The organism is Microbacterium sp. NPDC087589, assembly GCF_044743635.1.
Classification (GTDB): Bacteria; Actinomycetota; Actinomycetes; order Actinomycetales; family Microbacteriaceae; genus Microbacterium.
The window spans coordinates 128,396-154,800 of sequence record NZ_JBIUWV010000008.1 but is presented as its reverse complement, the minus strand read 5'-3'; the positions used below and the strand labels follow the sequence as shown (position 1 = coordinate 154,800).

25 protein-coding genes and 1 tRNA gene are annotated in these 26,405 nt (G+C 67.7%); 17 read left to right on the top strand and 9 right to left on the bottom strand.

The window, feature by feature from the left end; genetic code table 11:
* Nucleotides 1-77: 77 nt before the first annotated feature.
* The gene (locus tag ACIOU8_RS16350) at nucleotides 78-1,415 is read right to left on the bottom strand and encodes a DUF222 domain-containing protein (RefSeq protein WP_400791704.1); all 1,338 of its coding nucleotides are present in this window, start codon (nucleotides 1,413-1,415) and stop codon (nucleotides 78-80) included.
* A 104-nt stretch (nucleotides 1,416-1,519) separates the two neighbouring features.
* Between ACIOU8_RS16350 and ACIOU8_RS16345 the strand changes: the two genes are divergently transcribed.
* From ACIOU8_RS16345 to ACIOU8_RS16315, 7 genes are all read left to right on the top strand, one after another.
* On the top strand, nucleotides 1,520-2,257 hold the full coding sequence (locus ACIOU8_RS16345; protein WP_400791702.1) for an alpha/beta fold hydrolase: 738 nt from the start codon (nucleotides 1,520-1,522) through the stop codon (nucleotides 2,255-2,257).
* A 9-nt stretch (nucleotides 2,258-2,266) separates the two neighbouring features.
* Entirely contained in the window at nucleotides 2,267-3,064 is a 798-nt protein-coding gene (locus ACIOU8_RS16340; protein ID WP_400791699.1) for a hypothetical protein, read from the top strand.
* A 39-nt stretch (nucleotides 3,065-3,103) separates the two neighbouring features.
* Nucleotides 3,104-4,915 (top strand): ABC-F family ATP-binding cassette domain-containing protein, encoded by a 1,812-nt coding sequence (locus ACIOU8_RS16335; RefSeq protein WP_400791696.1) that lies wholly within the window; start codon nucleotides 3,104-3,106, stop codon nucleotides 4,913-4,915.
* A gap of 123 nt (nucleotides 4,916-5,038) precedes the next feature.
* On the top strand, nucleotides 5,039-6,841 hold the full coding sequence (locus ACIOU8_RS16330; RefSeq protein WP_400791694.1) for a Na+/H+ antiporter: 1,803 nt from the start codon (nucleotides 5,039-5,041) through the stop codon (nucleotides 6,839-6,841).
* A gap of 91 nt (nucleotides 6,842-6,932) precedes the next feature.
* Nucleotides 6,933-7,847 (top strand): MetQ/NlpA family ABC transporter substrate-binding protein, encoded by a 915-nt coding sequence (locus tag ACIOU8_RS16325; RefSeq protein ID WP_400791692.1) that lies wholly within the window; start codon nucleotides 6,933-6,935, stop codon nucleotides 7,845-7,847.
* 99 nt (nucleotides 7,848-7,946) lie between these two features.
* Nucleotides 7,947-8,990 (top strand): methionine ABC transporter ATP-binding protein, encoded by a 1,044-nt coding sequence (locus ACIOU8_RS16320; RefSeq protein WP_400791690.1) that lies wholly within the window; start codon nucleotides 7,947-7,949, stop codon nucleotides 8,988-8,990.
* Nucleotides 8,990-9,649: a methionine ABC transporter permease gene (locus ACIOU8_RS16315; protein WP_400791688.1), complete on the top strand. Its 660-nt coding sequence runs from the start codon at nucleotides 8,990-8,992 to the stop codon at nucleotides 9,647-9,649. Before ACIOU8_RS16320 ends, ACIOU8_RS16315 begins: the two co-directional genes overlap by 1 nt.
* On the opposite strand, the gene ACIOU8_RS16310 is transcribed toward ACIOU8_RS16315, so the two are convergent.
* From ACIOU8_RS16310 to ACIOU8_RS16300, 3 genes are read right to left on the bottom strand one after another with little or no spacing between them, the layout of a single operon-like run.
* A complete protein-coding gene (locus ACIOU8_RS16310) occupies nucleotides 9,636-10,559 on the bottom strand; it encodes a pseudouridine synthase (protein ID WP_400791919.1) in 924 nt (307 codons plus the stop codon). The genes ACIOU8_RS16315 and ACIOU8_RS16310 overlap by 14 nt on opposite strands.
* 18 nt (nucleotides 10,560-10,577) lie before the next feature.
* Entirely contained in the window at nucleotides 10,578-11,072 is a 495-nt protein-coding gene (locus tag ACIOU8_RS16305; protein WP_400791686.1) for a MarR family winged helix-turn-helix transcriptional regulator, read from the bottom strand.
* Between the two features lie 7 nt (nucleotides 11,073-11,079).
* The gene (locus ACIOU8_RS16300) at nucleotides 11,080-11,259 is read right to left on the bottom strand and encodes a hypothetical protein (RefSeq protein WP_400791683.1); all 180 of its coding nucleotides are present in this window, start codon (nucleotides 11,257-11,259) and stop codon (nucleotides 11,080-11,082) included.
* An 81-nt stretch (nucleotides 11,260-11,340) separates the two neighbouring features.
* Between ACIOU8_RS16300 and ACIOU8_RS16295 the strand changes: the two genes are divergently transcribed.
* The 6 genes from ACIOU8_RS16295 to ACIOU8_RS16270 all read left to right on the top strand — a co-directional run bounded on the left by ACIOU8_RS16295 (nucleotide 11,341) and on the right by ACIOU8_RS16270 (nucleotide 16,920).
* Nucleotides 11,341-11,412 (top strand) — tRNA-Gln (locus ACIOU8_RS16295).
* A 1-nt stretch (nucleotide 11,413) separates the two neighbouring features.
* The gene (gene glmU / locus ACIOU8_RS16290) at nucleotides 11,414-12,844 is read left to right on the top strand and encodes a bifunctional UDP-N-acetylglucosamine diphosphorylase/glucosamine-1-phosphate N-acetyltransferase GlmU (protein ID WP_400791681.1); all 1,431 of its coding nucleotides are present in this window, start codon (nucleotides 11,414-11,416) and stop codon (nucleotides 12,842-12,844) included.
* A gap of 8 nt (nucleotides 12,845-12,852) precedes the next feature.
* A complete protein-coding gene (locus ACIOU8_RS16285; RefSeq protein WP_140037590.1) occupies nucleotides 12,853-13,887 on the top strand; it encodes a ribose-phosphate diphosphokinase in 1,035 nt (344 codons plus the stop codon).
* 85 nt (nucleotides 13,888-13,972) lie between these two features.
* Nucleotides 13,973-14,443, top strand: coding sequence for an FMN-binding protein (locus ACIOU8_RS16280; protein ID WP_400791677.1), 471 nt, complete (start codon nucleotides 13,973-13,975; stop codon nucleotides 14,441-14,443).
* A gap of 17 nt (nucleotides 14,444-14,460) precedes the next feature.
* Nucleotides 14,461-15,318 (top strand): FAD:protein FMN transferase, encoded by an 858-nt coding sequence (locus ACIOU8_RS16275; RefSeq protein ID WP_400791674.1) that lies wholly within the window; start codon nucleotides 14,461-14,463, stop codon nucleotides 15,316-15,318.
* 27 nt (nucleotides 15,319-15,345) lie between these two features.
* Nucleotides 15,346-16,920 carry an FAD-dependent oxidoreductase gene (locus tag ACIOU8_RS16270; protein ID WP_400791671.1) on the top strand — a complete coding sequence of 525 codons (1,575 nt, stop codon included), beginning with the start codon at nucleotides 15,346-15,348 and terminating at the stop codon, nucleotides 16,918-16,920.
* A gap of 312 nt (nucleotides 16,921-17,232) precedes the next feature.
* Here ACIOU8_RS16270 and ACIOU8_RS16265 read toward each other — a convergent pair whose 3' ends face one another.
* From ACIOU8_RS16265 to ACIOU8_RS16255, 3 genes are all read right to left on the bottom strand, one after another.
* Nucleotides 17,233-18,066, bottom strand: a complete 834-nt coding sequence (locus ACIOU8_RS16265; protein ID WP_400791668.1) for a DUF559 domain-containing protein — start codon at nucleotides 18,064-18,066, stop codon at nucleotides 17,233-17,235.
* A gap of 415 nt (nucleotides 18,067-18,481) precedes the next feature.
* Entirely contained in the window at nucleotides 18,482-19,963 is a 1,482-nt protein-coding gene (locus tag ACIOU8_RS16260) for a sensor histidine kinase (protein WP_400791917.1), read from the bottom strand.
* 26 nt (nucleotides 19,964-19,989) lie between these two features.
* Nucleotides 19,990-20,718: a response regulator transcription factor gene (locus ACIOU8_RS16255; protein WP_042540306.1), complete on the bottom strand. Its 729-nt coding sequence runs from the start codon at nucleotides 20,716-20,718 to the stop codon at nucleotides 19,990-19,992.
* Nucleotides 20,719-20,882: 164 nt separating this feature from the next.
* Here ACIOU8_RS16255 and ACIOU8_RS16250 point away from each other — a divergent pair, with 164 nt between their 5' ends.
* Both ACIOU8_RS16250 and ACIOU8_RS16245 read left to right on the top strand, forming a co-directional pair.
* Nucleotides 20,883-22,352, top strand: coding sequence for an ABC transporter permease (locus tag ACIOU8_RS16250; protein WP_400791665.1), 1,470 nt, complete (start codon nucleotides 20,883-20,885; stop codon nucleotides 22,350-22,352).
* Nucleotides 22,353-22,387: 35 nt separating this feature from the next.
* The gene (locus ACIOU8_RS16245) at nucleotides 22,388-23,113 is read left to right on the top strand and encodes an ABC transporter ATP-binding protein (protein WP_400791663.1); all 726 of its coding nucleotides are present in this window, start codon (nucleotides 22,388-22,390) and stop codon (nucleotides 23,111-23,113) included.
* A gap of 59 nt (nucleotides 23,114-23,172) precedes the next feature.
* On the opposite strand, the gene gndA is transcribed toward ACIOU8_RS16245, so the two are convergent.
* Both gndA and ACIOU8_RS16235 read right to left on the bottom strand, forming a co-directional pair.
* The gene (gene gndA / locus ACIOU8_RS16240) at nucleotides 23,173-24,621 is read right to left on the bottom strand and encodes an NADP-dependent phosphogluconate dehydrogenase (RefSeq protein ID WP_400791661.1); all 1,449 of its coding nucleotides are present in this window, start codon (nucleotides 24,619-24,621) and stop codon (nucleotides 23,173-23,175) included.
* A gap of 97 nt (nucleotides 24,622-24,718) precedes the next feature.
* A complete protein-coding gene (locus tag ACIOU8_RS16235; protein WP_258184237.1) occupies nucleotides 24,719-24,844 on the bottom strand; it encodes a hypothetical protein in 126 nt (41 codons plus the stop codon).
* 221 nt (nucleotides 24,845-25,065) lie between these two features.
* Between ACIOU8_RS16235 and ACIOU8_RS16230 the strand changes: the two genes are divergently transcribed.
* Together ACIOU8_RS16230 and pth are read left to right on the top strand one after the other, a co-directional pair.
* Nucleotides 25,066-25,674, top strand: a complete 609-nt coding sequence (locus ACIOU8_RS16230) for a 50S ribosomal protein L25/general stress protein Ctc (protein WP_400791659.1) — start codon at nucleotides 25,066-25,068, stop codon at nucleotides 25,672-25,674.
* Between the two features lie 119 nt (nucleotides 25,675-25,793).
* Complete coding sequence (pth, locus tag ACIOU8_RS16225) at nucleotides 25,794-26,375, top strand: aminoacyl-tRNA hydrolase (RefSeq protein ID WP_400791656.1); 582 nt, start codon at nucleotides 25,794-25,796, stop codon at nucleotides 26,373-26,375.
* Nucleotides 26,376-26,405: the final 30 nt, after the last annotated feature.

The window sequence follows — 26,405 nt, the reverse complement described above, 5'->3', positions numbered from 1 at the left end:
CACCGCGCCACCGTAATGAAAACTTGCTCAACCGCGTCGCAGTTGTCCACAGGTCCGAACCAGCATGATCGCCTTCCTCAGAACGGCGCGCGTGCAGCATCCTCTGCCACGGTGAAGGTCACTGTGTTCGGTGCAGGAGGGGTGTCGACGTAGGTTCGGCCTGTCGGGCTCGTCCACGCCATGACCCCGCCGGGTTTCTGCTCGACGTGCCAGGGGGAGTGGTGTTTCAGGACGTGATGTCGACGACAGAAGGATGCAAGGTTTGTGTCGCAGGTGGCGCCACCTGTCGAGGCCGCATGATTGTGGTCGAGATCACATTTTCGAGCGGCGATCCCGCAGGTGGGGAAGCGACATCGTTGGTCACGCGCTCGCAGGTGCCTGCGCAGATGGCGATTCGGTCGATAGCGGTCGACCGCGAGCACTCGACCGCTGATCGGATGCGTCAGCACCCGGTCCCACCCCTTCGTCTGACCGGCGATCGTGCGTGCGGTGTCGACATCGATCGGTGACCGCCCGTCGAGCTCGGCGGGCGGCGTCGCATCGGCGTCAGACGCCGCGTCCGCATCGCTGTCCATCAGCGTCGTCACCGGCACCGTGATCTCGATACGCGCACTGATGGCGCCGAGCAGTCCGTCTTCGCTGTCGTGACCTGTCGGCTGACCGCTGAGCACGAGATCCGCGAGCAGATCGGCACGGATCTCATCGACCGTTCGATCATCCGGCTCGAACTCGCTGCCGTCGTGAGCTGCCTGTCGCTTCGCGCGCAGGGTCTCGTTGCGCAGCGCGTGCGCCATCTGCGAGATTCGGTCGAACATGCCGTGGACGAGCGCCGCGGGCGCGTGCGTGTGCAGCGCAGCCATCCCGTCTTCGCCATCCGTCACCCATACGCGTCTCTGAGACCTGGCTCGCCGGTGTCGCTCCGATACGGTCGTCGGAGCGAACCGCTCGGCCACTCGCCGCGCCGACGCGCGCAGACGGTTGGGCGACTCCACCTCGGCGATCGGGAGGATGATCGCGGAGTACTTCTCGCGATCGCTGGGCGACTCGATGCGTGACCCCGCGTCGACGATCACCCGGGAATGCGCCGGGCTGATCCGCCCCGCCCCCTGTGCCGCCCATACGGCCGGGAACCGATCGACCAGCAGCTCAGCGGCCGCCATCCGCCGCTCGATCGTGCGGTCGCTGACGTGCTGCACTGCAGCGATCTCGGCCGCGATCGTCCTGATCGAGTGGTCGCCTCGATCAGGGTGATCGCCCTGCTTGGCGATGTCGATCGCCAGCCGCCCGGCGATCGCCAGCAACCCGTCACGCGCGGCGCTCATGCTGCTGAGCGTCGCCTCCGCGACCTCTAGCGCGGCGACGAGATCGGCGAGATCCGCCATCTGTGCGTCGGTCGCGTCGAGCAGTGCTGTCATGTCCTCAAGTAGATCAGCAACCACCGACATTCGAAGATAGATACGAAACATTCCGATCCGGATATGGTCACGGAAAGATAACGAAAGCGTGCGACACTGGCAGAATGCTCCTCCACGCGACCGATACCGGGACGGGCCCGAGCACCGTGCTCCTGCTCCACGGAATGATGGGGTCATCCGAGAGCTGGTGGCGTCTGATCCCGTCGCTCACAGCAAACGGCCACCGCGTGATCGCCCTCGACCTCCCCGGTCACGGCCGTTCGGAACGCGATCCGCAGCTCACGATCGAGCGGGCGGCGGCCTCCGTGGTCGAGACGGTTAGGGATCTCGGGCCCGGGCGCCCATTCGCAGCCATCGGCCATTCCTACGGGGCGACAGTCCTCGCCGCGGCCGCCGAGATGCTGCAACCCGACCTGTGCGTGTACGTCGACGCGGCGCTCTCCCTGACCGGAGGCCGCGACCGAGCGGGACTCATAGCGCAGTACGCGCGCGACCGCAGAGCGCGCTTGACTCCGAAGCATCTGCTCGCATCCCGACCTTTCTACTCTCTGCAGGACGCCGAGGTGGAAGCCCGCGCCGCCGCACTCTTCGACCCGGCGACGACAGCATCTATCTCCTGCGATACGGATCACTCCTGGCTTCCCGCCGCCGGTTCGATCATCGTGCGTGCCGAGCCGAGCGCGTGGGTCAGCGACGAGGACGCCCGCAGATTCGCGGCGAACGGTGCCGATGTCCGCAGCATCCCCGGGGCCGCGCACACCATCTGGTACAGCCATTTCGACGAGTTCGCTGCCGCTCTCCCCGAGCTCTTCGACCAAGCGGGGCCGCACGCCCTGTCGTAGCCTCGGATCATGATGGCCGCGGCGAGACCCTCGGATGCGGTGCTCGCGGAGTTCGGAGTCCTCGCCACGCACCGCGAGGAACCCCTGAACCTCCCCGGCGGACGCGGCCTGACCTGGCGTGCGGCCGACATCGTCCTGCGCCCCTCGTCCGGAGACGGGGAGACGCTGTGGAAGGCGAACATCCTCGCGCATCTGCCGCACACCTCGGCATTCCGCACGCCGCGCCCGATCCCATCGGCGTCCGGAGGGTGGACGATCGACGGCTGGGAGGCCTGGCACTGGCTGCCCGGCCAGACCGATGAGACCCGTGTGACCGACGTGCTCGCCGCCGGCGCGGCATTCCATCGTACGGTCGCGGACCTCGACCGACCCGACTTCCTCGACGCCGCAGTCGACCCATGGGCGCGGTCAGACAGGATCGCCTGGGAAGAAGAGGATCTCCCGCCGGGCGGCACGCTCGAGCGACTCGCCACCGCCTTCCGAGCGGTGGACGCGCCGGCCCAGATCATCCACGGCGATCTCCTCGGCAACGTGATGTTCGAACAGGGTCAGCCGCCGACGATCATCGACTGGGCGCCGTACTGGCGTCCGGTCGGCTTCGCCGACGCGGTCGTGTTGGCCGACGCCGCGTGCTGGCATGGTCTCGCACCGTCGGAGATGCTCCGGCTCGCAGACGAGAGAGCAGACGGCCGTCAGTACGTCATCCGGGCACTCGTCTTCCGCATCGCGACCTTCCACCTCCTGGGAGTCTGGGATGCCGAGATGGAGGCACGCCACATTCCTGCTGTCACCGCAGCGCTCAGCTGACCGACCCACCCAGCGTGCCCGACTACCCTGGGGAGTGATATGGCACATCTTCTCGGGGCAGAAGCCCTTCATCTCGAATATCCGACGAGGGTCGTCTTCGACTCCGTGACCCTCGGCATCGAAGAAGGTGACCGCATCGGCATCGTCGGCCGCAACGGCGACGGCAAGTCCAGCCTCCTGGGCATGCTCGCAGGCCTCAAGGAGCCGAGCTCGGGCCGCGTCACGGTGCGCGGCGGCACGACCATCGGCGTTCTCGATCAGGCCGACACCCTCAGCGACGACCTGACCATCAGCGCAGCGGTCGTCGGCGACACGCCTGAGTACGAGTGGGCTGGCGACCCCCGCATCCGCGACGTGATCGAGGGGCTGCTGAAGGATCTGCCGTGGGATGCCCAGATCGGCTCCCTCAGCGGTGGCCAGCGCCGGCGTGTCTCGCTCGCCAAGCTGCTGACGGGTGACTGGGATGTCATCGCGCTCGATGAGCCCACCAACCATCTCGACGTCGAAGCCATCACCTGGCTGGCCGGGCACCTCAAGAAGCGGTGGAGTCCGAACTCCGGAGCGCTCATGGTCGTCACCCACGACCGGTGGTTCCTCGACGAGATCTCGACCGAGACCTGGGAGGTGCACGACCGCATCGTGGAACCCTTCGAGGGCGGCTACGCGGCATACATCCTGCAGCGCGTCGAACGCGATCGCATGTCGGCGGCCACCGAGGCCAAGCGTCAGAACCTCGCCAAGAAGGAGCTCGCCTGGCTGCGCCGAGGCGCGCCCGCTCGCACAGCGAAGCCGAAGTTCCGCATCGACGCCGCCAATGAGCTCATCGCCGACGTGCCCGAGATCCGCGACAAGATCTCGTTGCAGTCTCTCGCGGTATCGCGTCTGGGTAAGGACGTCGTCGACCTGCTCGACGTGAGCGTCTCCTACCCGAAGGAAGACGGGACCACGCGAGAAGTGCTGCGCGACGTCGAGTGGCGCATCGCGCCGGGGGAGCGCACCGGCATCCTCGGTGTGAACGGCGCCGGCAAGTCGACCCTGCTCGGACTCATTTCTGGAACCGTCGAGCCCACCACCGGCCGCGTGAAGCGCGGCACGACGGTGAAGGTGAAGACGCTCACCCAGCGCCTCGACGAACTCGAAGACGTGCGGCGCGAGCCGGTGCGTGTCGTGATCTCGCGGTTGCGCACCTCGTACACGATGGGCTCGGGCTCGAAGGCCCAGGAGCTCACGCCGGGTCAGCTGCTCGAGCGGCTCGGTTTCGACTCGGCCCAGCTCTCCACCCCGGTGAAAGATCTCTCCGGCGGCCAGCAGCGTCGACTGCAGCTGTTGCTCGTGCTCCTCGACCAGCCCAACGTGCTGATCCTCGACGAGCCGACCAACGATCTCGACACCGACATGCTGGCGGCCATCGAGGATCTCCTCGACTCGTGGTCGGGAACCCTGCTCGTGGTCAGCCACGACCGGTACTTCCTCGAGCGCGTGACCGACCAGCAGTTCGCGATCCTCGACGGACACCTGCGGCATCTCCCCGGAGGGGTCGACGAGTATCTCCGGCTGCGTCAGCTGCAGACCTCGGCGCCCGGCAAGTCGCAGACGGCCGTCAACACCGAGAAGAAGGCCTCCAGCCTCGACGGCGCCGCCCTGCGCTCGGCGCAGAAGGAGGTCTCGTCGCTCGAGCGCCGCATCCAGAAGCTCACGCAGCAGGTCGACAGGGCGAAGACGGCCCTGGCCGAGCATGATCAGTCGGACTTCGCGGGCCTCGGCGACAAGATGAAGGCGATCAGCGACCAGCAGGCTGAGATCGAACAGCTCGAACTCCGCTGGTTCGAGCTGACCGAAGAGCTCGACTGACGCGAGGTCTCGCCATTCGGCCGTAGCGGGAATACGGTGGCAGTGCGATGCGCTGTGCTCTGGGCGGGGTTCGATGCCATCCGGGATCGCACAGCTTGATCCTGCGGTACCCGGGAGGTTCGGATGGAAGGACTCGAGGTCACCGTCCTGATCGGACTCACGATCCTCGTGGGCACGCTGCTGGCGCCACGCGTGCGGCTCGCACTGCCGCTCGTGCTCGTCATCCTGGGCCTGCTGCTGGGCTTCGTGCCGCAGTTGCGTGAGATCCAGCTGCCACCCGAGACCGTGCTGCTGCTGTTCCTCCCGGTGATGCTGTTCTGGGAGAGTCTGACCACCTCGCTGCGCTCGATCCGCCGCGACTTCCGTTACATCCTGCCGATGAGCACGCTGCTCGTCGTGGCATCTGCCTTCGCCGTCGCCGGCATCGGGCTGCTGTTCGGGATGCCGTGGGAGACCGCCCTCATTCTCGGCGCAGCCGTCGCCCCACCCGATGCCACCGCGGTCGCCGCCCTCGGACGCCTGCTGCCCACGCGCATGTTTATGAAGCTCAAGGCGGAGAGCCTGACGAACGACGGCACCGCCCTGGTGCTCTACGCGATCGCGATCTCGCTGGCCATCGGCGGCAACGTGACGCCGCTGTCGGTGACGATGTCGGTGCTCATCTCGTACGTCGGAGGCATCGCCGCCGGTGTGGTGATCGCCGCGCTCGCATACCTGCTGCTTCGTCGCACCTCCTCGACGATCGTCATCAACGTCACGCTTCTGCTGATCCCGTTCTCGTCGTTCCTGCTCGCCGAGGTCGCGCACGCGTCCGGTGTCCTCGCCGTCGTGGTCGCAGGGCTCATCGTCGCGTACGTGTCGCCTCGCGTGACGACGGCCTCGTCCCGCCGCCAGGTGGCCGCAGCCTGGCCCTTCGGGGTCTTCCTGCTCAACGGCGCGCTCTTCGTCCTCATCGGTCTCGAGGTGCAGTTCGTCGCGCATGAGATCTCGGCGGCGGCGATCGGACGCCTGGTGCTGATCACACTGGCCGTGTGGCTGACGCTGCTGATCGTGCGCTACCTCTTCCAGGTGATGAACGCTCTGTTTCAGGGGCGCAACCCCGCGCGTCCGTCGCGAGGTGCGCGGGCGCGGTCGATGGCGGTGTCGACCGTCGCCGGCATGAGAGGTGCGGTGTCGCTCGCGATCGCGCTGTCCGTGCCCGTCTCCAGCGCTGCCGAGGGCGAGATCGCGGGGCGTGACGAGATCGTCTTCGTCACCGCCGGGGTGATCCTGCTCAGCCTGCTCGTGCAGGGGCCGCTCCTGCCGGCCATCGTCCGCTGGGCACGTTTCCCCGTCGACCACGCCGAAGACGAGGAGTACGAGCTGGCCGAGCGCACGATCTCGGGTGCGGCACTCGCTGCACTCGACGACCTCGCCGTCGAGCACGGAGTCGGACAGGAGATCCGAGACAGGGTGCGCGCCGAGGGCTATCAGATGCTCGAGTTCTCGAACGCACGCGCCCTGGCCCGCGAGCAGGCCATCGTCGATGCCGAGGCGCAGGCACTCGACGTGATGCTCGACGAGCCCGATCCGCTCGGAAGCGGCAGCTCGATGCGCGAGGCAGGTGCAGACGACGGAGCGGATGCCGTGCAGACGGCGGTGCAGATGCCTGAACCGACGCTCGTCGAAGACCAAGACGGCACCGACGGCGAGATCCGGACGCTGCAGATGCTCGCCACCTCGGTCGACGTCGACGTCATGCAGCGGTCGCCGCTGCTGCGCCACGAAGAGCACACGCGCCTCAAGCTCGCCCTCCTCGACCGCAAGCGAGAGGTGCTGCTCGGGCTGCGCAGAGATCGCACGGTCGACGACCTCGTGTTCCGTCGCATCTCGGCCAGACTCGACCTCGAACAGGTGAGGCTGCAGGGCATCGAGGACTACGACTGACGGCTGTGACGCTCTGTGACGCTCGATTGTCGCGCACCGCATCGCCCCGCCTAACGTATTCGAGTCCCCCAAGAGAGGAACCCGAACACTCATGTCCATCACAGCATCCCGTCGGACCACTTCCGTCATCGCCGCGCTCGCCGCGGTCCCGCTCTTCGTCGCACTCGCAGGCTGCGCCACCGCATCGTCCGACGCCGGTTCCGGCGACGGTGGGAACGAGACCGTCAAGGTCGGCGTCGTCGGCAAGGGAGACGCGCAGTGGGCTCCTTTCGTCGAGGCAGCCGCTGAAGAGGGCATCACGGTCGAGCTCGTCGACTTCGGCTCGTACGAGCAGCCGAACCCCGCTCTGACCGAGGGCGAGATCGACCTCAACCAGTTCCAGCACATCGTGTACCTCGCCGAGTACAACAACGCCTCGGGCTCTGACCTGACGCCGATCGGATCCACCGCGATCTACCCGCTCGGCCTGTACTCCCAGAAGTACGACGATGTCGACGACATCCCCGAGGGAGAGACGGTCGCCGTCCCGGACGACGCGTCGAACCAGGCACGCGCGCTGCTCGTGCTGCAGTCGGCCGGACTCATCGAGCTCAAGAGCGGCGGCACGATCTTCTCGGATCTCGCCGACGTCGACACCGAGAAGTCCAAGGTCGAGGTCACCGCACTCGAGGCCGCGCTGATTCCCACCTCGCTGCCCGACGTCGCCGCGGCGATCATCAACAACGACTTCGTGCAGGACGCCGGACTCACCTTCGACGACGCCATCGCGCAGGACGACCCGGAAGACGCGAACGCGCTGCCGTACGTGAACATCTTCGCGGCCCGCGCCGAAGACGCCGACAACGAGACGTACCTCACACTCGTCGAGATCTTCCAGACGAACGAAGACGTGCAGGCCGGTCTGCTCGAGTCGTCGGGTGACACCGCCGTGCCGCTCCAGACCCCGGTCGAAGACCTGGTCGCCTCGCTGGAGACGGTCCAGGAAGACATCGAAGCCAGCAAGTAGGACTGCCGGGTGAAGAACACCCCTGTCCGATGAGGGAGAATCGGGTGGCGCACGATGCGTCACCCGATTCTTCGTTCCCGAAGCAGACCGGAGCACCACATGCCGATCGTCACCCTGACGAACGTCTCGAAGAACTACCCGTCACGCACCCGCGAAGAGTCCGAGGTCGTGGCCGTGGACGACGTCACCCTCTCGATCGAGAAGGGCGACGTCTTCGGGATCATCGGATACTCCGGCGCCGGCAAGTCGACGCTCGTGCGGTTGATCAATGCTCTCGAGCCTGCGACGAGCGGAACGATCACCGTCGACGGGGTCAACATCACCGCTCTCAAGGAGAGCGAGCTGCGCAAGGTCCGCGGCGGCATCGGCATGATCTTCCAGCAGTTCAACCTGTTCGCCTCGCGGAGCGTCAAGGCGAACATCGCATACCCCCTCAAGCTCGCCGGCTGGTCGAAGCCCGACATCGAGAAACGGGTCACCGAGCTGTTGAGCTTCGTCGGTCTGGCCGACAAGGCCAAGGCCTTCCCCGAGCAGCTCTCCGGAGGTCAGAAGCAGCGCGTCGGCATCGCCCGCGCTCTCGCCACCGGCCCGGCGATCCTCCTGGCAGACGAGGCGACGAGCGCGCTCGACCCGCAGACCACGCACGAGGTGCTCGACCTCCTCAAGCGCGTCAACCGGGAGCAGGGCGTCACGATCGTGGTCATCACGCACGAGATGGACGTCATCCAGACCATCGCCACCAAGGTCGCAGTCATGGAGAACGGCCGCGTGATCGAGCAGGGCGACGTGTTCGACGTCTTCTCCTCCCCGCAGAACCCGGCGTCGCAGAGGTTCGTCGGCACGGTCGTGAAGGGCGTGCCCTCGCCGTCGGAGCGCGCCGTGCTGCGCGACCGGCACCAGGGGCGCCTCGTCACCTTCTCGTTCCGCGACGGCGACTCGTCGCAGGCGCAGGTCTTCCTCGACCTCGCCGGCGCTGGACTCGACTTCGAGCTCGTGTACGGCGGCATCAACGACATCCGCGGGCGCGCCTTCGGCCATCTCACGCTCGCGATCCGCGGTGATGACGCGGTGATCGACCGCACGCTCGCCGATGTCGCGCAACGGGTCGAAGTCACCGAGATCGCAGAAGAGGAGGCACGCTGATGGATCGTCTAAACGAACTGTGGCCCGACCTCTGGAAGGCCGCGCTCGAGACCCTCTACATGACGTCGTTCGCGCTCGTGCTCGGCGGCATCCTCGGCCTCGCGATCGGCGTCATCCTGTACGTCACCCGCCCCGGTGGCCTCGCCGAGAACAGGGCGGTCTCCGTCATCGCGAACCTCGGCGTGAACTTCTTCCGCCCGATCCCGTTCGTGCTGTTCGTGGCCGTCGCTCAGCCGTTCGCCCGCGCGGTGGTCGGCACCGGCATCGGCACCACCGCCGGCGCGTTCATGATCGGTCTGGCGGCAGCCTTCGCGATCGGCCGCATCGTCGAGCAGCATCTCGTGTCGGTCTCACCGGGGGTGATCGAGGCGGCACGGGCCATGGGCGCCGGCCCCGTGCGCATCCTGTTCACGGTGGCGATCCCCGAATCTCTCGGACCGCTGATCCTCGGCTACACGTTCATCGTCGTGGCGCTCATCGACATGACAGCGATGGCCGGTCTCATCGGCGGCGGCGGCCTCGGCGCGTTCGCCCAGATCTACGGCTTCCGGCAGTTCGAGCCGGTCGTCATGTGGACGGCGATCGTCCTGATCGTCGTGTTCGTGCACCTCGTGCAGATGCTCGGCACGTGGCTCGCCCGCAGGATCATGCGCCGCTGACGGGGGCCTCCTGCAGCGTGCGCGTCGTGGTGAAGACGCGCGGCTCGCCGCTCAGCGGATCCACGAAGTGCAGCTCGCGCGCGAGCAGCTGCATGGGGTGATCGAAGTCGTCGGGCTTCTCGCCGCGCAGCTCGGGGTAGAACGGATCGTTCAGGATGCCGAGGCCCAGCGCCGCAAGGTGCACCCGCAGCTGGTGCATCTTGCCGCTGTGCGGGCGCAGCAGGGTGTGCACCACGCGCTCGTCGGCATCGAGCACCTCGATCTGCGTCTCGGCATTCGGCTCGCGCTCGTCGTCGACCTGGACCTTCAGCTCGTTGCGGAGCTTCACGATGTGGTTGCGGTACACGAGGGGGAATCGCGACGCATCCCAGTCGGCCGGACGAGCCGACACCGCCTCGTAGACCTTCTGCACCTGCCGGGTCTCGAAGAGCAGCTGGTACGGCCCTCTCGTGGCCGGCCGTGCCGAGAACATCAGCACGCCGGCGGTCGCCCGGTCGAGGCGATGGATCGGTGCGAGCTCGTCGTTGCCGAGGAGGTTGCGCAGCCGGATCAGGGCGGAGTTCTGCAGGAACCTGCCGCCGGGGATCGTCGGCAGGAAGTGCGGCTTGTCGATCACCACCAGGTCGTCGTCCTGATGGATGACGTCGATCTCGACGGGCAGGCGCGTCTCGACCGGTGGATCACGGTAGTACCAGATGAACTCCTCGACGCCGAGGGGCGTGTCCCGCGTGAGGGGTCTGCCGTCGCGGGCCACGATCTCGCCACGGTCGAAGCGCGAGAGCAGCCCCTCCGGGTCGAGGTGGAAGAAGCGTTCGATCATGTAGGCGCCGACGGTCGGCCATTCGCCGCTCATCGGCACGTGCAGACGTGTCGCACCGACGCCGTCGCGCACCGGAAGAGGGGAGAGCATGGCCATGTCGTCAGTCCCTCACGCGTCGAAGCTGAGGCTCAGTTTGCGCAGCAGTGCAGCCAGGCGATCGCGGTCGCCGCGCGACAAAGCGCGCAGCAGGTCGTCCTCGACGTCGACGAGGCGCGTGATCGCGGCATCCACCCTGATGCGTCCGTCGTCGGTGAGCGTCACGAGCACGCTGCGGCCGTCAGCCGGGTCGCCCTCGCGCCGCACGAAACGACGCCCGACGAGGCGATCGATGCGATTGGTCATGGTGCCGCTCGACACCAGTGTCTGCTGGAGAAGCTGCTTGGGGGAGAGCTGGAAGGGCGCGCCGGCGCGGCGCAGCGCCGACAGCACGTCCCACTCCCAGGCCTCCAGATCGCTCCGGCGGAACACGTCGCGACGAGCGCGGTCGAGCAGTCGGGTCAAGCGATCCATCCGCGACAGCACTTCGAGGGGTGAGAAGTCGAGGTCGGGTCGCTGGGTGTTCCAGGCACCGACGATCCGGTCGACCTCATCCGCCTCGCTCATCCGTCCATTATCGCGTGCGGGGCGCCGGAGGCCCGACCGTGTCGAGCTCGATGCTCATGAATGTGCTGTGCGGGTCGGCCGCGTAGGCGCCGAACGGCGCGGTGCCCGCCATATCGGCGTGGTGGGCCAGGAGGAACCCGGCGAGGTCGGGTGTGGCCGCCATCACCCTGTCGATCGTGATGCTCATCACCGCAGGATCGCAGAGTCGTGTTTCGCGCCGATGTCGGCGTGGCAGAATGAGCGGGCGGCTTCCTCACGGAGCCCGCGGTCCGCCGTGGTGTAATGGCAGCACGACAGCCTTTGGAGCTGTTAGGTCTAGGTTCGAGTCCTGGCGGCGGAGCATGACTGGGAACAATCTCGCGATCATCATCCTCGCCGCAGGCCAGGGCACCCGCATGCGCTCGCGCCTGCCGAAGGTGCTGCACCCGATCGGCGGGCGCCCACTGGTCGGCCACGTCCTGACGACGGCCGGTCGCCTCGAGGCCGATCACGTCGAGGTCGTCGTCCGGCATGAGCGAGACCAGGTGGTCGCGGCACTCGCTGAGGACTACCCGGCCGCAGTGTTCATCGACCAGGACGAGGTTCCGGGCACCGGGCGAGCGGTGCAGGTCGCGGTCGACGCACTCCCCGCAGACTTCGACGGAGATGTGCTCGTGCTCTCGGGGGACTGCCCGCTCGCCGACGCAGACACGCTGCGCTCGTTCCTCGCTGCGCATCGTGCCGCCGAAGCGGAGGCGACTCTGATGACGGCGGTCGTCGACGACCCGACCGGCTACGGCCGTGTCATCCGCGATGCCGACGGCGGTGTCGACCGCGTGGTCGAGCAGAAGGACGCCACGGCAGACGAAGCCGCTGTCAGCGAGATCAACGCGGGCATGTACGTCTTCCGCGTAGCGACCCTGCGCAAGTACCTCCCCTCGGTGGGCGTCGACAACGCGCAGGGCGAGATGTACCTGACCGACGTCCCAGGGCTGCTGCGCCGCGACGGCAGCCGCGTGGCGGCATCCGTCGTCTCCGACGTCACGGTCACCTACGGGGTCAACGACCGCGCTCAGCTCGCCGAGGTCGGCCGCCTGCTCAATCGGCGCATCGTCCGCCGCTGGCAGCTCGAGGGCGTCACGGTGATCGACCCGGCGACGACGTGGATCGACGACGACGCGACGCTGGCGCCCGACGTCACGATCCTCCCGAACACGCACATCCTTCGGGCGACGAGGATCGCCGAGGGGGCGATCATCGGACCCGACACGACGCTCGTCGACTGCGAGGTGGGAGAGGACGCGATCGTCCGCCGCACCGATGCCACGCTCGCGGTGATCGGCGCGGAGGCCACCGTCGGCCCCTTCTCGTTCCTGCGCCCCAACACCGTCCTCGGAGCCCGAGGCAAGATCGGCGCCTACGTCGAGACGAAGAACGCCGAGATCGGCGAAGGCAGCAAGGTCCCGCACCTGTCGTACGTCGGAGACGCGACCATCGGCCGAGGCGTCAACCTCGGTGCCAGCACGATCACGGCGAACTACGACGACGTCAACAAGCACCGCACGGTCGTCGAGGACGAGGTGCACACCGGCTCGCACACGACCCTCGTCGCGCCCGTTAGGCTGGGTGCTGGCGCCAAGACAGGTGCTGGCGCTGTCGTCCGCAAGGACGTCCCTGCCGGCTCCCTTGCCATGAGCGTCGCCCCTCAGCGCAACATCGAGGGTTGGGTCGAGAAGAACAGGGCAGGCACGGGCGCGGCAGATGCCGCAGCCCGAACCCGAGTGGCGGAGTAGGCAGAACGATGGCGCGCAAGAAGAAGACGGTCGATCTGGACAGGGACAACGGCATCGCTCCGGGTCTCGTAGCCAAGACCAAGAAGCGACTCGTGGTCGCCGGTGGTCGATCGCACCCCGAGCTGACCGCTGCAGTCGCCGCGTCGCTCGGCACCGAGGTGGTGCCGACCGAGCACCGCACCTTCGCATCCGGTGAGATCTACGCGCGGTTCGAGGTGTCGATCCGAGGCTGCGACCTGTTCCTGATCCAGACCTTCGGCGAGCCGGTCAACGAATGGCTCATGGAGACGCTCATCATGATCGATGCCGCGAAGCGCGCCTCCGCCAAGCGCATCACCGTCGTCGCCCCCTACTATCCGTATTCGCGCCAGGACAAGAAGGGTCGCGGCCGCGAGCCGATCAGCGCCCGCCTCGTCGCCGATCTGCTGAAGACGGCCGGTGCCGACCGCGTCATGAGCGTCGACCTGCACGCCGCGCAGATCCAGGGCTTCTTCGACGGTCCCGTCGACCACCTGTTCGCCAAGCCCGTGCTGATGGACTACTTCAAGAGCACGCTGAGCGCCGAGGACCGCGAGATCCTCACCGTCGTCTCGCCCGACATGGGGCGCGTCCGCGTCGCCGACACCTGGTCGGACAGCCTCGGGGCGCCGCTGGCCATCATCCACAAGCGTCGCGACCCGAAGGTCGCCAACCAGGTCTCCGTTCACGAGATCGTCGGAGCCGTCGAGGGACGCACCTGCCTGCTCGTCGACGACATGATCGACACCGGCGGCACGATCGTCAAGGCGGCGCAGGCCCTCAAGGCGAGCGGCGCGCATCGCGTGATCGTCGCCGCGACCCACGCGATCTTCAGCGACCCGGCATCCGAGCGTCTGCAGGACGCATCGATCGACGAGGTCGTGATCACCGACACGATCCCGCTGACGGAGTCGCGCCGGTGGGACAAGCTCACGATCCTGCCGATCGCTCCTCTGCTCGCGCGGGCGATCCACGAGGTCTTCGAAGACGGGTCGGTCACGAGCATGTTCGGCGGAGACGCGTAGGCTACGCATATTTCGGACACAGCCCGCGCATAGATGCTGTCCCTACGGTCGAATCAACACACCGATCAAGGCCGGGAGGACCATCATGATCCGCACGACTGTACCCAATTCTCTTCGCAAGGGCGCAGCCCTGGCCGGCGTCGCAGGGCTCCTCGTCCTCGCCGGATGCTCCGGCACGGCTGACGCCGAAGACCAGTCCACCGACACGGGAACCGACACGAGTTCCGAGTCCACCGATTCGGGCGCGGCGGCGGGCGGCGACTACACCGACGGCACCTACAGTGCCGACGGTTCGTACCAGACCCCTGAGACCGTCGAGAAGATCAGCGTGACCCTCACCGTCGCCGACGGCCTGGTCACCGAGGTCGAGGTGACGGGCGACCCGCAGGCGCGGGAGACCGAGCAGTATCAGGGCCAGTTCATCGACGGCATCGCCGATGAGGTCGTGGGCAAGTCGCTCGACGACATCGAGGTCAGCCGGGTGGCGGGCTCGTCGCTCACCAGCGGCGGATTCAACGAGGCCGTCGAATCGATCAAGGAGCAGGCGGCCGCCTGAGGCGCCTGGCCACCTTCATGGCGATCTGGCACTTCGATGCGATCGGCACGCGCTGGGAGATCGAGACGTCGCACGAGCTCGGCGGGCACGACCGTGACCGCGTCGGCGCCGAGATCGAGCGGTTCGACCGGGAGTGGTCGCGGTTCCGTGAGGACTCATCGGTCACCCGTGTCGGTCGAGACGGCGGCTCGATCTCGTCTCCCGACGCGGGAGCGATGCTCGATGCCTACCGCGACCTGTCCGAGGCGACCGGAGGCGCGGTGAATCCGCTCGTCGGCGACAGCCTCGCAGCCCTCGGCTATGACGCGTCGTACTCGCTGATCGCGGCCTCCCCGATCGCCGCGCCGAGCGACTGGGCCGATCGGGTGCGCTGGACGGCGGGGGAGGCCGCGGCATCCGCTCCCGCGCTCCTCGATGTCGGAGCTCTCGGCAAGGGGCGCCTGGTCGATCTCGTGGCAGGGGTGCTCGCTGACGTGTCCGGCGATCTCGTCGTGGATGCCGGGGGCGACATGAGGGTCCGCGGTGACGTGGTGCGGGTCGGCCTCGAGCATCCCTATGATCCGACGAAGGCGATCGGCGTGATCGAACTGCAGGATGCCGCGCTGTGCGCTTCGGCGGTCAATCGCCGGGCGTGGGGTGACGGGCTGCATCACGTGCTCGACGCCCGCACCGGGGTGCCCGTGCGCACCTGGGCGGCGACGTGGGCGATCGCCCCCGAGGCGATGCGGGCGGATGCCGTCGCCACCGCCCTGTTCTTCGAGGGCGGTCCCGAGCTCGCCGCATCGTGGGGCGTCGAGTGGGTGCGCATGACGACCGACGGACGCGCGGAGCGTTCGCCCGGCTGCCCCGCACAGCTGTTCACCACCCGCCGATGAGGCATCGAAGTAGGGAAGAGTAGACCTGTGATCACCTCCATCACCGCGCTGCGGCAGCGGGTTCTCGCCTTGCTCGGCGGCGTCTCCATGTACCGTCTGGTGCTGTTCGCCCTGCTGGCACTGGCGCTCATCGCCGTGGCGCTGTCGGCGCTCGGCGTGATCGTCTCCCCGACACCGCTCGAGATCCTCGCGTCCTTCGTCGTGCTCGCGGTCGTCATCTCGCTGGTGGATGCCGCGGCGCAGCGCATCCTGCGGCTGCCGTGGCGCATCGAGTCGTCGCTGGTCACGGCTCTGATCCTGCTCTTCGTGCTCCGCCCCGGCATCGAGCCGACCGCCCTGCTCGGGCTCGCCATCGCCGGAGCCGTCGCGAGCCTGTCGAAGTACCTGATCGCCTGGCGAGGTCGGCACATCCTCAACCCGGCGGCTTTCGGTGCGGCCGTCGTGTCGATCCTCGGATCCTTCGGTGCCTTCGAATGGCTCGGGACGTCATCATCGTGGTGGGTCGGCACACCGTCGCTCTTCGTCCCGGTGCTGATCCTCGGACTCGCGGTCCTCTGGCGAACCGAGAAGGTGCGCGTCGTCGTCGTCTTCCTCATCGTCGCGGTCGCGGTCTCGATCCTGCGACAGGCGGTGCAGGCGCAGGAGTTCGCGATCGCGTTCGATCCTGGCGCCGCCCTCTCGTTCGCTATCCTCCAGTCGCCGTTCCTGTTCCTCGGAGCGTTCATGCTCTCCGAACCACTGACTCTGCCGCCGCGCCGATGGCAGCAGTTCTCGGTGGCGGCTCTCGTCGGAGTACTCGCCGGGTGGCCGATCGCGATCGGCACCCTGTTCACTCTCGGCCAGGAGCGCGCGCTGCTCATCGGCAACCTGCTCGCGTTCGCCTTCGCGCTGCGAGGATCGGTGAGGCTCGTGCTCGAGAAGCGTCGGTTCATCACGCCGACCGCGCAGGAGCTGACGTTCCGCGCGAAGGGGGAGCTCAAGTTCCTGCCGGGGCAGTACCTCGAACTGGACGTTCCGCACGCTCGCCCCGATGCCCGGGGAACCCGCCGCGAATTCAGCATCGTCTCGGCGCCGGCAGACCTCCCGACACTCCGCATCGCCTACAAGGACGGTGACCAGAAGCATCCGTCGAGCTACAAGCGAGCACTCGCTGCGGCCGAACCCGGCTCAGCTCTCGCGGTGACGGGCACCTGGGGCGACTTCCTTCTGCCGCGTTCGGAGACTCCCGTGCTCATGGTCGCCGCCGGAATCGGCGTCACGCCGTTCGTGTCGCAGCTACGGCAGTTGCAGCTCACAGAGCAGCAGCGTGACGTCGTGCTCGTCTACGTGGCATCCGACAGCTCGGAGCTGGCCTTCCGCGACGAGCTGGCCGCGACCGGCGCGCGCGTCATCGTCTTCACGCGCGACGAACCCGCGGATCTTCCCGCGCACTGGACCTGGGCACAGGGCGCACGCCTGGACGCCGCCGGCCTCGAGCGCCGCGTTCCCGATCTCGGCGAGCGGCACTCGTACATCTCCGGTCCGCCGCGGCTCATCGCCGACCTCGCTCCCGCTCTGCAGAAGGCCCGCTCCCTCACGACGGACGCCTTCGCCGGGTACTGAGCCGGAGCTCCGGTCTGGTCTGGCTGGTCTGGTCCGGCTGGTCTGGTCTGGCTGGTCTGGTCTGGCTGGGCTGCTCGGGCCCGTCTGCAGGATGCTGGCACGTTCCGCCGTCGGAATCCGATCGTTGGGTCCTGCAGGCGTGCCTCCGTCCTGCAGACGGTACGGGCGAGATGACATCCCAGACACGTGCATGACCCGGGAGAGCGCGGCGCGGACGTCTGCTCGGGCTCGTCTGCAGGATGCTGGCACGTTCTGCCGTCGGAATCCGATCGTTGGGTCCTGCAGGTGGTCCTCAGTCCTGCAGGTGGTGGGTCAGACGCGTGCGCGAAGGCGATCGACGGCCGCGACGATCGCGGCTTTGACGATCGGCCAGTCGTGGACGATCATCGCGTAGTCGAAGCGCAGGGTTTCGTACCCCTGCCTGGATGCCTCCGCATCGCGCAGGAGGTCTCGATGGCGGTGCGATTCGCTGCCATGATTCTCGGCCCCGTCCGCTTCGAGGATGAGCAGCTCATCGAGCACGAAGTCCACGCGACCGACCGACGGGATCTCGACCTGACTTTCCAGACGGATGCCGAGCATGTGAAGCCGCAGCCGAAGGAGGGACTCGAGGCCGCTGTCGGCATCCGTCCGAGCCAGATCGACGAGCCACCGTGCCTTCGCCGGCAGGCGCGAGCGGATGCGGGCTCGACCTGCCGCTCCGATCTTGCGCAGCTGCAGAGCTGACTCGACGGAGACGAAGAACGACTCCTCGCCCCGGCACAGATAGATGTGCACGAGGGCGTCTTCCAGAGGAACGAGACCGAGCACCGTTCGTCCGTCGAAGTAGTGGCCGGTGCAAGTGCACTCGATGTGATGGTTTCGGCCGTGCGTTCCGAGCCAGACGTGCGGATCGGCATCATGGTCGAGGGTCCAGATTCCGTGCATGCGCAGCGCTCGAGTGCACGTGAGCGCACCGCCGTGGGCCGCGGCGGTGAGCACGTCGACGGGTGCAGAGGGCGTTGCGAACACTCCGTTGCGGACGCGGGTGACCGTGCCGTCGCGAACGGCGGCGGACAGCATCCGCCTGCTGAGTCCGAATTCATGCAGAGTCGTGCCCCTGGCCACATCGCCGAGGTGGGAGAGGACATGTGCGGCGGTCGACATCTGATCGATCCTGCCGGATCTCAGCCGACGACATGGCCGGAATGGAAGGTCGGGGAGGGATCTGCACCGGTTCACGATCGGTGCAGGGGAGGTCGGGGCGACCTGCGGGGCATGTTCTGGTGTGCACGACCCATGCCGTCTGCAGGACGCAAGCACGGATGCGGGACTGAAGTCGTTCGTTGGTCCTGCGGACGTGCTTCGGTCCTGCAGACGGTGCCCGTGACTCGCCGCGGATCGGGCCCGGGCGGCCCACGACCCGTGCCGTCTGCAGGACGCAAGCACGGATGCGGGACTGAAGTCGTTGGTTGGTCCTACGGACGTGCTTCGGTCCTGCAGACGGGCCTACGGTCGCGGGGAAGGGGCGGTCGCGAAAACGGGGGATGCTGTCGCGAGGAGGCGCGAGAGCGGGCCCGTGTCAGTCGGCGGACGCGGTGGAGGCGGTGGCCGGACTCAAGGGGAGTCGCACCGTGAACGTCGTGTCGCCGGGTTCGCTGGCGACCGTGAGGTGGCCGCCGTGACCCTCCACGATCGCCTTGGCGATGGCGAGCCCGAGGCCGGTGCCGCCGGTCTGGCGGGCGCGCGAGCTGTCGCCGCGGGCGAACCGGGCGAAGAGCTCATCGCGCACTCCGGGGTCGATGCCGGGGCCGTCGTCGTGCACCCGCACCACGGCCTCATCGCCCTCGCGACTCACGCTGAGGGTGATCGAGGTGCCCGCGGGCGTGTGAGTCCGCGCATTGGCCAGGAGGTTCGCGACGACCTGGTGCATCCGTCCTGCATCGCCGACGATGACGATCGGCTCGTCCGGCGCCTCGATGTTCCAGTGGTGGTCGGCTGCAGTAGGGCGCGCGTCGGAGAGTCCCTCGAGCGCGAGCTGCGTCAGGTCGACGGTGCCGTAGACCAGCTCGCGTCCCTCGTCGAGACGGGCGAGCAGCAGCAGGTCCTCGACGAGGCGCGTCATGCGCAGCGACTGGGCCTGGATGCGCTCGAGCGACGTCGTGGTGCTCTCGACAGCCGCCTCGCCGCCCTGCTGCTTCAGCGCGCGCAGCGAGAGCTCGGAGTAGCCGCGGATCGACGACAGCGGAGTGCGCAGCTCGTGGCTCGCATCGGCGACGAAGCGCCGCATGCGCTCCTCGTTCTTCTGCCTCGACGCGAGCGAGTCGTTGACGTGGTCGAGAAGCTTGTTCAGCGACGAGCCGACCAGGCCTGTCTCCGTGCGTGGATCGGCCTCGGACGCCGGAACTCGCTCGGTGATCTGCACCTCACCTCGATCGAGCGGCTGGTTCGCGACGCGCGTGGCGGTGGCCGCGACGGCGCGCAGCGGTCTCAGCCCCACCCGGATCGTGATCGCTGTCGTCAGAGCAAGGAGGATCAGGCCGCCGATGGTCGCGAGAGCGATCACCGTGAGCAGCGTCGCGAGCTGGTTCTGGATCTCGGTGCGGGGGAGGCCCGTCACGACGTTGACACCGTTGGGTGCCTGTTGCACGACCACCAGGTAGGAACCGAAGTCGTCCAGAGTCACCGTTCCGCTTGCGCGGCCGCCGAGGGCCGAGTTGATCCGATCGAGGTCAGCGCTGGTCAGCGTCTGTGAAACACCGCTCAACTCGCCTTTCGTATCGGGGAAAACGACGCCGCTGGTGCCTCCTTCAGTGCTGGACACTGCAAGAAGGATTCCAGGGACACCCGGGTTCCTTTCGGCGAGGACGTTGTCGATGTCCGCGAACTGGGCGGGCACCTGGCTGACCCACTTGGTCACCTGCAGCGAGTAACCGTTGAGCCGGACCTCGAGCTGCCGCTCAAGGGTTCCACCGAGCAGAGCACTGGTGATCACGGCGACGATCACGAGGATGAGCGAGACGAACCCGATCACAGCCGTCATCAGCCGTGTCTGCAGACTCATCGGTCGCCGAGTCATCCCCGTCAGACTCACTGGGGTGCCTTGATCATGTAGCCGACGCCGCGAACGGTGTGCAGCAGCGGGGTGCGACCCGCATCGATCTTCTTGCGCAGGTACGAGATGTAGAGCTCGACCACCGACGACTTGCCGCCGAAGTCGTAGCTCCACACCCGGTCGAGGATCTGCGCCTTCGACAGCACTCGTCGCTCGTTGCGCATCAGGTAGCGGAGCAGCTCGAACTCGGTCGCGGTCAGCTCGATCTCGGTGCCGTCGCGAACGACCTCGTGGCTGTCCTCGTTGAGGGTGAGGTCGGCGACGCGGAGGATCGACTGGCCGTCGTCCGCCGTCGCGTGCCCGGTGCGTCGGATGATCGCCCGCAGCCGGGCGATCACCTCTTCGAGGCTGAAGGGCTTCGTGACGTAGTCGTCGCCGCCGGCGGTGAGGCCGGCGACGCGGTCGCCCACGGCATCCTTCGCCGTCAGGAACAGCACCGGCACCAAGCTGCCCGACTCGCGGAGCCGGCGCAGCACGGCCATGCCGTCGAGGTCGGGCATCATGATGTCGAGCACGAGAGCATCGGGTTCGAATTCGCGCGCGACCTGCAGCGCTTCGAGGCCCGACGATGCGGTGCGCACCTCCCAGCCCTCCATGCGCAGGGCCATCGCGAGCAGGTCGGTGAGCATCTGCTCGTCGTCGACGGCGAGGATGCGCAGGGGGGAGCCGTCGGGGCGGCGCAGTTCGGGGAGATCGGAGCTCATGAGTACATTCTGCGGAATCACCTATGGGGTTTCTATGGAGACCGCTATGCGTGGGCTGTGAGATCTGACAGCCATAGTCTTCTCATCACTGCTCCCTCGATCTCGCAAAAGTCCGCTCCCTAGCGTCATCATCGGTCCGCGAACGGCGCGGCGGAAGGAGACACATGTACGGGACATATCTGCGGCGCGAGTTGGCGGGCCGCAAGAGACAGACGATGATCGTCGCGATCGGGCTCGCCATCGCGATCGCCCTGGTCATCATCGTCAACGCCCTCACCGCGGGAGTCCGCGATGCCCAGGCCCAGGCGCTGGAGTCGGTCTACGGCGTGGGCACCGACCTCACGGTCACCGGTGCGGCAGCCGAGCCGGGGGAGGGCGGCGGTCAGCGCTTCGACTTCGGCGCGGACGACGGAGCCTCCGACGGCGACACGACGACGCTGAGTCAGTCGACTCTGATGACGGACTTCATGCGCGGAACCCTTGACGCGTCCGTGCTCGACACGGTGACAGCGACGGAGGGTGTGACGGCGGCATCCGCTGCTCTCAGCCTCACGAACTCGACCTTCTCGGGCGAGCTGCCCAGCGGCGGCTTCGGCGATCAGGACGGGGCCACCGACGGCAGCGCCCCCACTGAGGGGCAGGCGCCTCCGCAGGGCGGAGCGGGTGGCGCGGGCGGAGGCTCGTTCGGCGTCGATTCGTTCACGGTGCTCGGCGTCGATCCGGCTGTGACCTCGGTGGGTCCGCTCGCCTCGGCCGAGGTGAGAGAGGGCCGCGCTCTCGACAGCGATGACGCAGGTGCGCTCGTCGCCCTCGTCGATGCCACCTACGCCACCACGAACGAGATCGCCGTCGGAGACACGATCGACGTCGCAGGCTCCGACGTCGGGGTCATCGGCGTCGTGGCATCCACCTCCGACTCCGCCGACACCGCGGCCGACGTCTACCTGCCCCTCGACACGGCGCAGGAGCTTTCGGGGGCAGGCGACGTCGTCTCCACCGTCTACGTGCAGGCAGAGTCGGCAGCGTCCATCGACGCCGTGCAGACAGCACTCGCCGACGAGCTTCCCGATGCCACGATCACGTCGCAGTCCGAGCTCGCATCGACCGTTTCCGGGTCTCTGTCGAGCGCGACCTCGCTGATCACGAACCTCGGCACCTGGCTGTCGATCCTCGTGCTCGCCGTGGCTGTGCTGCTCTCGGTGCTGCTCACGCTCTCGGGGGTCTCGCGTCGCACCCGCGAGTTCGGCACGCTCAAGGCGATCGGCTGGTCGAACGGCCGGGTCGTGCGTCAGGTCGCGGGCGAGTCGATGGTTCAGGGACTGATCGGGGGAGCGGTCGGACTCGTGCTCGGCATCGCAGGCATCATCGTCATCAACCTCGTGAAGCCGACCGTGGCTGCGGCGCAAACGGGCGGCACAGACGCGGGGCCGGGAGGCATGGGCGGCGGCCCCGCTGGCGCCAGCATGTTCCAGACACAGCAGGCGGCAGACATCGTGCTGCAGGCGCCGTTCACGCCGTGGGTGCTCATCGCCGCGGTCGGCCTGGCCGTGCTCGGCGGCCTCGTGGCCGGAGCATTCGGCGGCTGGCGTGCCGCGCGACTCAGCCCCGCCGAGGCACTGCGTTCCGTCGCCTGACGAACACCGGACACCACAGATTGGGAGAGAACATCATGACCATCGCAGACATCGCCCCCACGGCGAACGGCACGGATGCCACGGCACCCGTATACCGCGCACAGGACGTCACTCGCACCTACCGGCAGAAAGGGCGGACGGTCACGGCGCTGACCGGCGTCGATCTCACGATCAACCCCGGCGAGTTCGTCACGATCCAGGGACCGACCGGGGGAGGCAAGTCGACCCTGCTGCAGCTGCTCGGCGCGCTCGACAAGCCGTCGACGGGGTCACTGAAGCTCGGCGACATCGAACTCGCCTCCGCATCCGCTCGTGAGCTCACTCGCATCCGGGCCGAGGAGATCGGCTTCGTCTTCCAGGGGTTCAATCTGATCCCCACACTCACAGCGGCCGAGAACGTCAACATGGCGCTCGAGCCGACCTCGCTGAGCCGCACCGAACGGTTGACCCGCGTGGCTCAGGCGCTCGCCCACGTCGGCCTCGACGACCGCGGCGACCATCTGCCGACCGAGCTCTCGGGCGGCCAGCAGCAGCGTGTGGCGATCGCCAGGGCGATCGTGAAGCGGCCCCGCGTGCTGCTGGCCGACGAACCGACCGGCAACCTCGACGAGAGCATGCGCGACGAGATCCTCACGCTGCTCGAGGGGCTCTGCGCCGAGGGCATCACCATGGTCGTCGTCACGCACGACTCGGCGGTGGCTCGCAGGGCGACCAGGCAGCTGCGGCTCGCGAAGGGGACGGTGCAGGACATCACCAGGTGAAACACGAAGAAGGCCCGGGCGACACTCGCCGGGGCCTTCTTCGCTGTCTCAGACAGCGCTCAGTGCGTGTCTTCGGCTTCGATCTCAGTGCGGTCGCCCGACCACTGCGTGTGGAACGTGCCCGGCTTGTCGATGCGCTTGTAGGTGTGCGCACCGAAGAAGTCACGCTGTCCCTGCACAAGTGCGGCCGGGAGGCGATCGGCGCGGATGCCGTCGTAGTACGACAGCGACGATGAGAACGCCGGAGCGGGGATGCCGGCCTGAGCGGCGCTCACGACGACACGGCGCCACGAGGCCTGGCCGCGGGTGAGCGCCTCGGCGAAGTACGGGGCCGTCATCAGTACGGGCAGGTCGGGGGTCTCTGCATACGCGTCTGCGATGCGGTTGAGGAACTGCGCGCGGATGATGCAGCCGCCGCGCCAGATCTTGCTGATCGCGCCGAGGTCGATGTTCCAGCCGTACTCGGCTGCACCGGCGCGGATCTCGTCGAAGCCCTGCGAGTACGCGACGATCTTCGACGCGTAGAGCGCAAGACGGACGTCCTCGATGAACGCGGCCTCGTCGGTGACGACGAACTCCTCGTCGGGGCCGGGGAGCGCGCCCGCGACCTCACGCTGCTCCGGGTGCGATGAGAGCGAGCGGGCGAACGTGGCCTCGGCGATGCCCGAGACCGGGACGCCGAGCGAGAGGGCGGTCTGCACGGTCCAGGCACCGGTGCCCTTGGCACCGGCCTGGTCGAGGATGACGTCGACCAGCGGCTTGCCGGTCTCGGCATCCACCTGGCGCAGCACCTCTGCGGTGATCTCGATCAGGTATGACTCGAGCTCGCCCTTGTTCCACTCGGCGAAGATCTCGGCGATCTCGGCGGGTGACTTGCCCGTGCCGCGGCGGATGAGGTCGTAGGCCTCGGCGATGAGCTGCATGTCGGCGTACTCGATGCCGTTGTGCACCATCTTCACGAAATGCCCTGCGCCGTCGTGGCCGACGTGCGTCACGCATGCCTCGCCCTCGGCGATCGCGGCGATCGACTTCAGGATCGGGCCGAGGGTGATCCAGGATTCGTCGGAACCGCCGGGCATGATCGACGGGCCCGTGAGCGCGCCTTCTTCGCCGCCGGAGATGCCGGCGCCGACGAAGTTGATGCCCGTCTCGCGGACGGCCTTCTCGCGGCGGATCGTGTCGGGGAAGTAGGCGTTGCCGCCGTCGACGATGATGTCGCCCGGCTCGAAGACCTCGACGAGCGAGTCGATCACGGCGTCGGTCGGTCCGCCGGCCTTGACCATGATGATCGCGGTGCGTGGCTTCTGCAGCGAGTCGGCGAACTCCTGATAGGTCTTCGCCGGGATGAAGCCTGCCTCAGGGTGCTCGGAGACGAGCGTGTCGGTCTTCTCGTAGCTGCGGTTGAAGATCGCCACCGTGTTTCCCTCGCGGCTGGCGAGGTTGCGGGCGAGGTTCGAACCCATGACGGCGAGTCCGACGACTCCGATGTTCGCTGATGCTTCGGGCACAGATGGCTCCTAGATCGAGAAGAAGGGGATGCTCTCAGATTATCGCGGCGTCCGGGGTGGTGCTCCCGTGTGACGGGCGGCACCGGACGCGAGGAGGTCAGTCCTTGCGGTACCCGGAGCGTCCGAGAGAGAACAGGGCCGCGAAGGTGAGGCCGGCGGCGCACACGGTCATCGCGCCGATGAGCCAGGCGATCGCGTGGGAGAAGAAGACGCCGTCGAGCATGAGGGAACTCCGTGTTCTGCAGAGAGGGATCGGTGTTCTCAGCCTACCGGCTCATCCGGTACCATGAGAGGAGTACCTCGGCGAGGGATGCTTCTGCGCGTGCGCTGGCATCCGTTATCGACGCGGCGAAGCAAGCCGGTGGCTTTCCTCACGTGTCTGCGTTCGAGAACAATTCCAAGACCACCGCGTAGCTGTCGCTGCGTGCCCCGAAGGAGAACCCCATGTCTGAAGACACCAAGGTCAAGGCCGAGCTCCGCGAGAGCTTCGGCAAGGGCTTCGCCCGTCGTCTGCGCGCCGCAGGCAAGATCCCCGCCGTCATCTACGGCCACGGCACCGACCCCGTGCACGTCGCACTGCCCGGCCACCAGGTCTCGCTCATCATCCGCCGCGCGAACGCGCTGCTCGAGCTCGACATCGATGGCAAGGACCAGCTCGCCCTCGTCAAGGACGTCCAGCGCGACCCGGTGCACCAGATCATCGAGCACATCGACCTGCTGGTCGTCCGCAAGGGCGAGAAGGTCACGATCGACGTTCCCGTCATCGTCACCGGCGAGCCCGCCCCCGGCACGATCGTCAACCAGGACGCGAACACGATCTCGATCGAGGCCGAGGCCACGCACCTGCCGCAGAACGTCGAGGTCTCTGTCGAAGGACTCGAAGAGGGCGCACACATCACGGCAGCCGACGTCAAGCTCCCCAAGGGCTCGTCCCTGCTGACCGACCCCGAGGTGCTCGTCGTCGCGATCTCGATCCCGTCCGAGGAGTCGCTCGGAGAGGACGAGGCCGGAGACGACGAGGCTTCCGCCGAGGAGGCTCCCGCCTCGGAGTGATCTCCGCAGGCGCAGCGCACAGCTGACTGCATCACAGAGGGGGCGCGAGCAGATCGCGCCCCCTCTGTCGTATTCTGAGCCGGGCACCACGCAGGGCCCGCATGCGAGAGGACGACCACATGGCATCCACCTGGCTCGTGGTGGGGCTGGGCAACCCCGGCCCGAGATACGCGGATACGCGCCACAACATCGGCCAGATGGTCGTCGACGAGGTGGCCTCGCGCCGCGGCGAGAGCTTTCGCGAGCACAAGGGCGGCGCGCGGGTCGTCGAGACCTGGCTGCGCCCCGGCGGCGACAAGCTCGTGCTCGCCAAGCCGAACACGTTCATGAACGTCTCCGGCACTCCCGTGGCCGCTCTCGCCCGCTTCTACTCCGTGCCGCCGGAGCAGATCATCGTCGTCCACGATGAACTCGACATCCCCTTCGACACCGTCAAGCTCAAGATCGGCGGAGGCCACGGGGGACACAACGGCGTGCGCGACATCGCCCGCGCCCTCACCACCCCGGAGTTCCCCCGGGTGCGTGTCGGCATCGGTCGGCCGGTAGGTCGACAGGATCCCGCCGACTGGGTGCTCTCGCCGTTCGGCAAGGACGAGCGCCCGAACCTGCCCATCCTCGTGTCAGACGCGGCGGACGCGGTCGAGTTGCTCGTCGAGGACGGGCTGCTCGCCGCTCAGCAGAAGCACCACGCTCCGCGCTGACCTCGGCGAGGTCAATGCGTCGCGCGGCGG

Coding starts and splice junctions, on each gene's coding strand:
- ACIOU8_RS16280 (WP_400791677.1), top strand. CDS start 13,973: ATGATCCGCACGACTGTACCCAATTCTCTTCGCAAGGGCGCAGCCCTG.
- ACIOU8_RS16255 (WP_042540306.1), bottom strand. CDS start 20,718: ATGAGCTCCGATCTCCCCGAACTGCGCCGCCCCGACGGCTCCCCCCTG.
- ACIOU8_RS16325 (WP_400791692.1), top strand. CDS start 6,933: ATGTCCATCACAGCATCCCGTCGGACCACTTCCGTCATCGCCGCGCTC.
- ACIOU8_RS16285 (WP_140037590.1), top strand. CDS start 12,853: ATGGCGCGCAAGAAGAAGACGGTCGATCTGGACAGGGACAACGGCATC.
- ACIOU8_RS16320 (WP_400791690.1), top strand. CDS start 7,947: ATGCCGATCGTCACCCTGACGAACGTCTCGAAGAACTACCCGTCACGC.
- glmU (WP_400791681.1), top strand. CDS start 11,414: ATGACTGGGAACAATCTCGCGATCATCATCCTCGCCGCAGGCCAGGGC.
- ACIOU8_RS16250 (WP_400791665.1), top strand. CDS start 20,883: ATGTACGGGACATATCTGCGGCGCGAGTTGGCGGGCCGCAAGAGACAG.
- ACIOU8_RS16245 (WP_400791663.1), top strand. CDS start 22,388: ATGACCATCGCAGACATCGCCCCCACGGCGAACGGCACGGATGCCACG.
- ACIOU8_RS16335 (WP_400791696.1), top strand. CDS start 3,104: ATGGCACATCTTCTCGGGGCAGAAGCCCTTCATCTCGAATATCCGACG.
- ACIOU8_RS16275 (WP_400791674.1), top strand. CDS start 14,461: ATGGCGATCTGGCACTTCGATGCGATCGGCACGCGCTGGGAGATCGAG.
- ACIOU8_RS16350 (WP_400791704.1), bottom strand. CDS start 1,415: ATGACAGCACTGCTCGACGCGACCGACGCACAGATGGCGGATCTCGCC.
- ACIOU8_RS16345 (WP_400791702.1), top strand. CDS start 1,520: ATGCTCCTCCACGCGACCGATACCGGGACGGGCCCGAGCACCGTGCTC.
- ACIOU8_RS16230 (WP_400791659.1), top strand. CDS start 25,066: ATGTCTGAAGACACCAAGGTCAAGGCCGAGCTCCGCGAGAGCTTCGGC.
- ACIOU8_RS16330 (WP_400791694.1), top strand. CDS start 5,039: ATGGAAGGACTCGAGGTCACCGTCCTGATCGGACTCACGATCCTCGTG.
- ACIOU8_RS16305 (WP_400791686.1), bottom strand. CDS start 11,072: ATGAGCGAGGCGGATGAGGTCGACCGGATCGTCGGTGCCTGGAACACC.
- ACIOU8_RS16340 (WP_400791699.1), top strand. CDS start 2,267: ATGATGGCCGCGGCGAGACCCTCGGATGCGGTGCTCGCGGAGTTCGGA.
- pth (WP_400791656.1), top strand. CDS start 25,794: ATGGCATCCACCTGGCTCGTGGTGGGGCTGGGCAACCCCGGCCCGAGA.
- ACIOU8_RS16315 (WP_400791688.1), top strand. CDS start 8,990: ATGGATCGTCTAAACGAACTGTGGCCCGACCTCTGGAAGGCCGCGCTC.
- ACIOU8_RS16310 (WP_400791919.1), bottom strand. CDS start 10,559: ATGCTCTCCCCTCTTCCGGTGCGCGACGGCGTCGGTGCGACACGTCTG.
- ACIOU8_RS16260 (WP_400791917.1), bottom strand. CDS start 19,963: ATGAGTCTGCAGACACGGCTGATGACGGCTGTGATCGGGTTCGTCTCG.
- ACIOU8_RS16300 (WP_400791683.1), bottom strand. CDS start 11,259: ATGAGCATCACGATCGACAGGGTGATGGCGGCCACACCCGACCTCGCC.
- ACIOU8_RS16235 (WP_258184237.1), bottom strand. CDS start 24,844: ATGCTCGACGGCGTCTTCTTCTCCCACGCGATCGCCTGGCTCATCGGC.
- ACIOU8_RS16265 (WP_400791668.1), bottom strand. CDS start 18,066: ATGTCGACCGCCGCACATGTCCTCTCCCACCTCGGCGATGTGGCCAGG.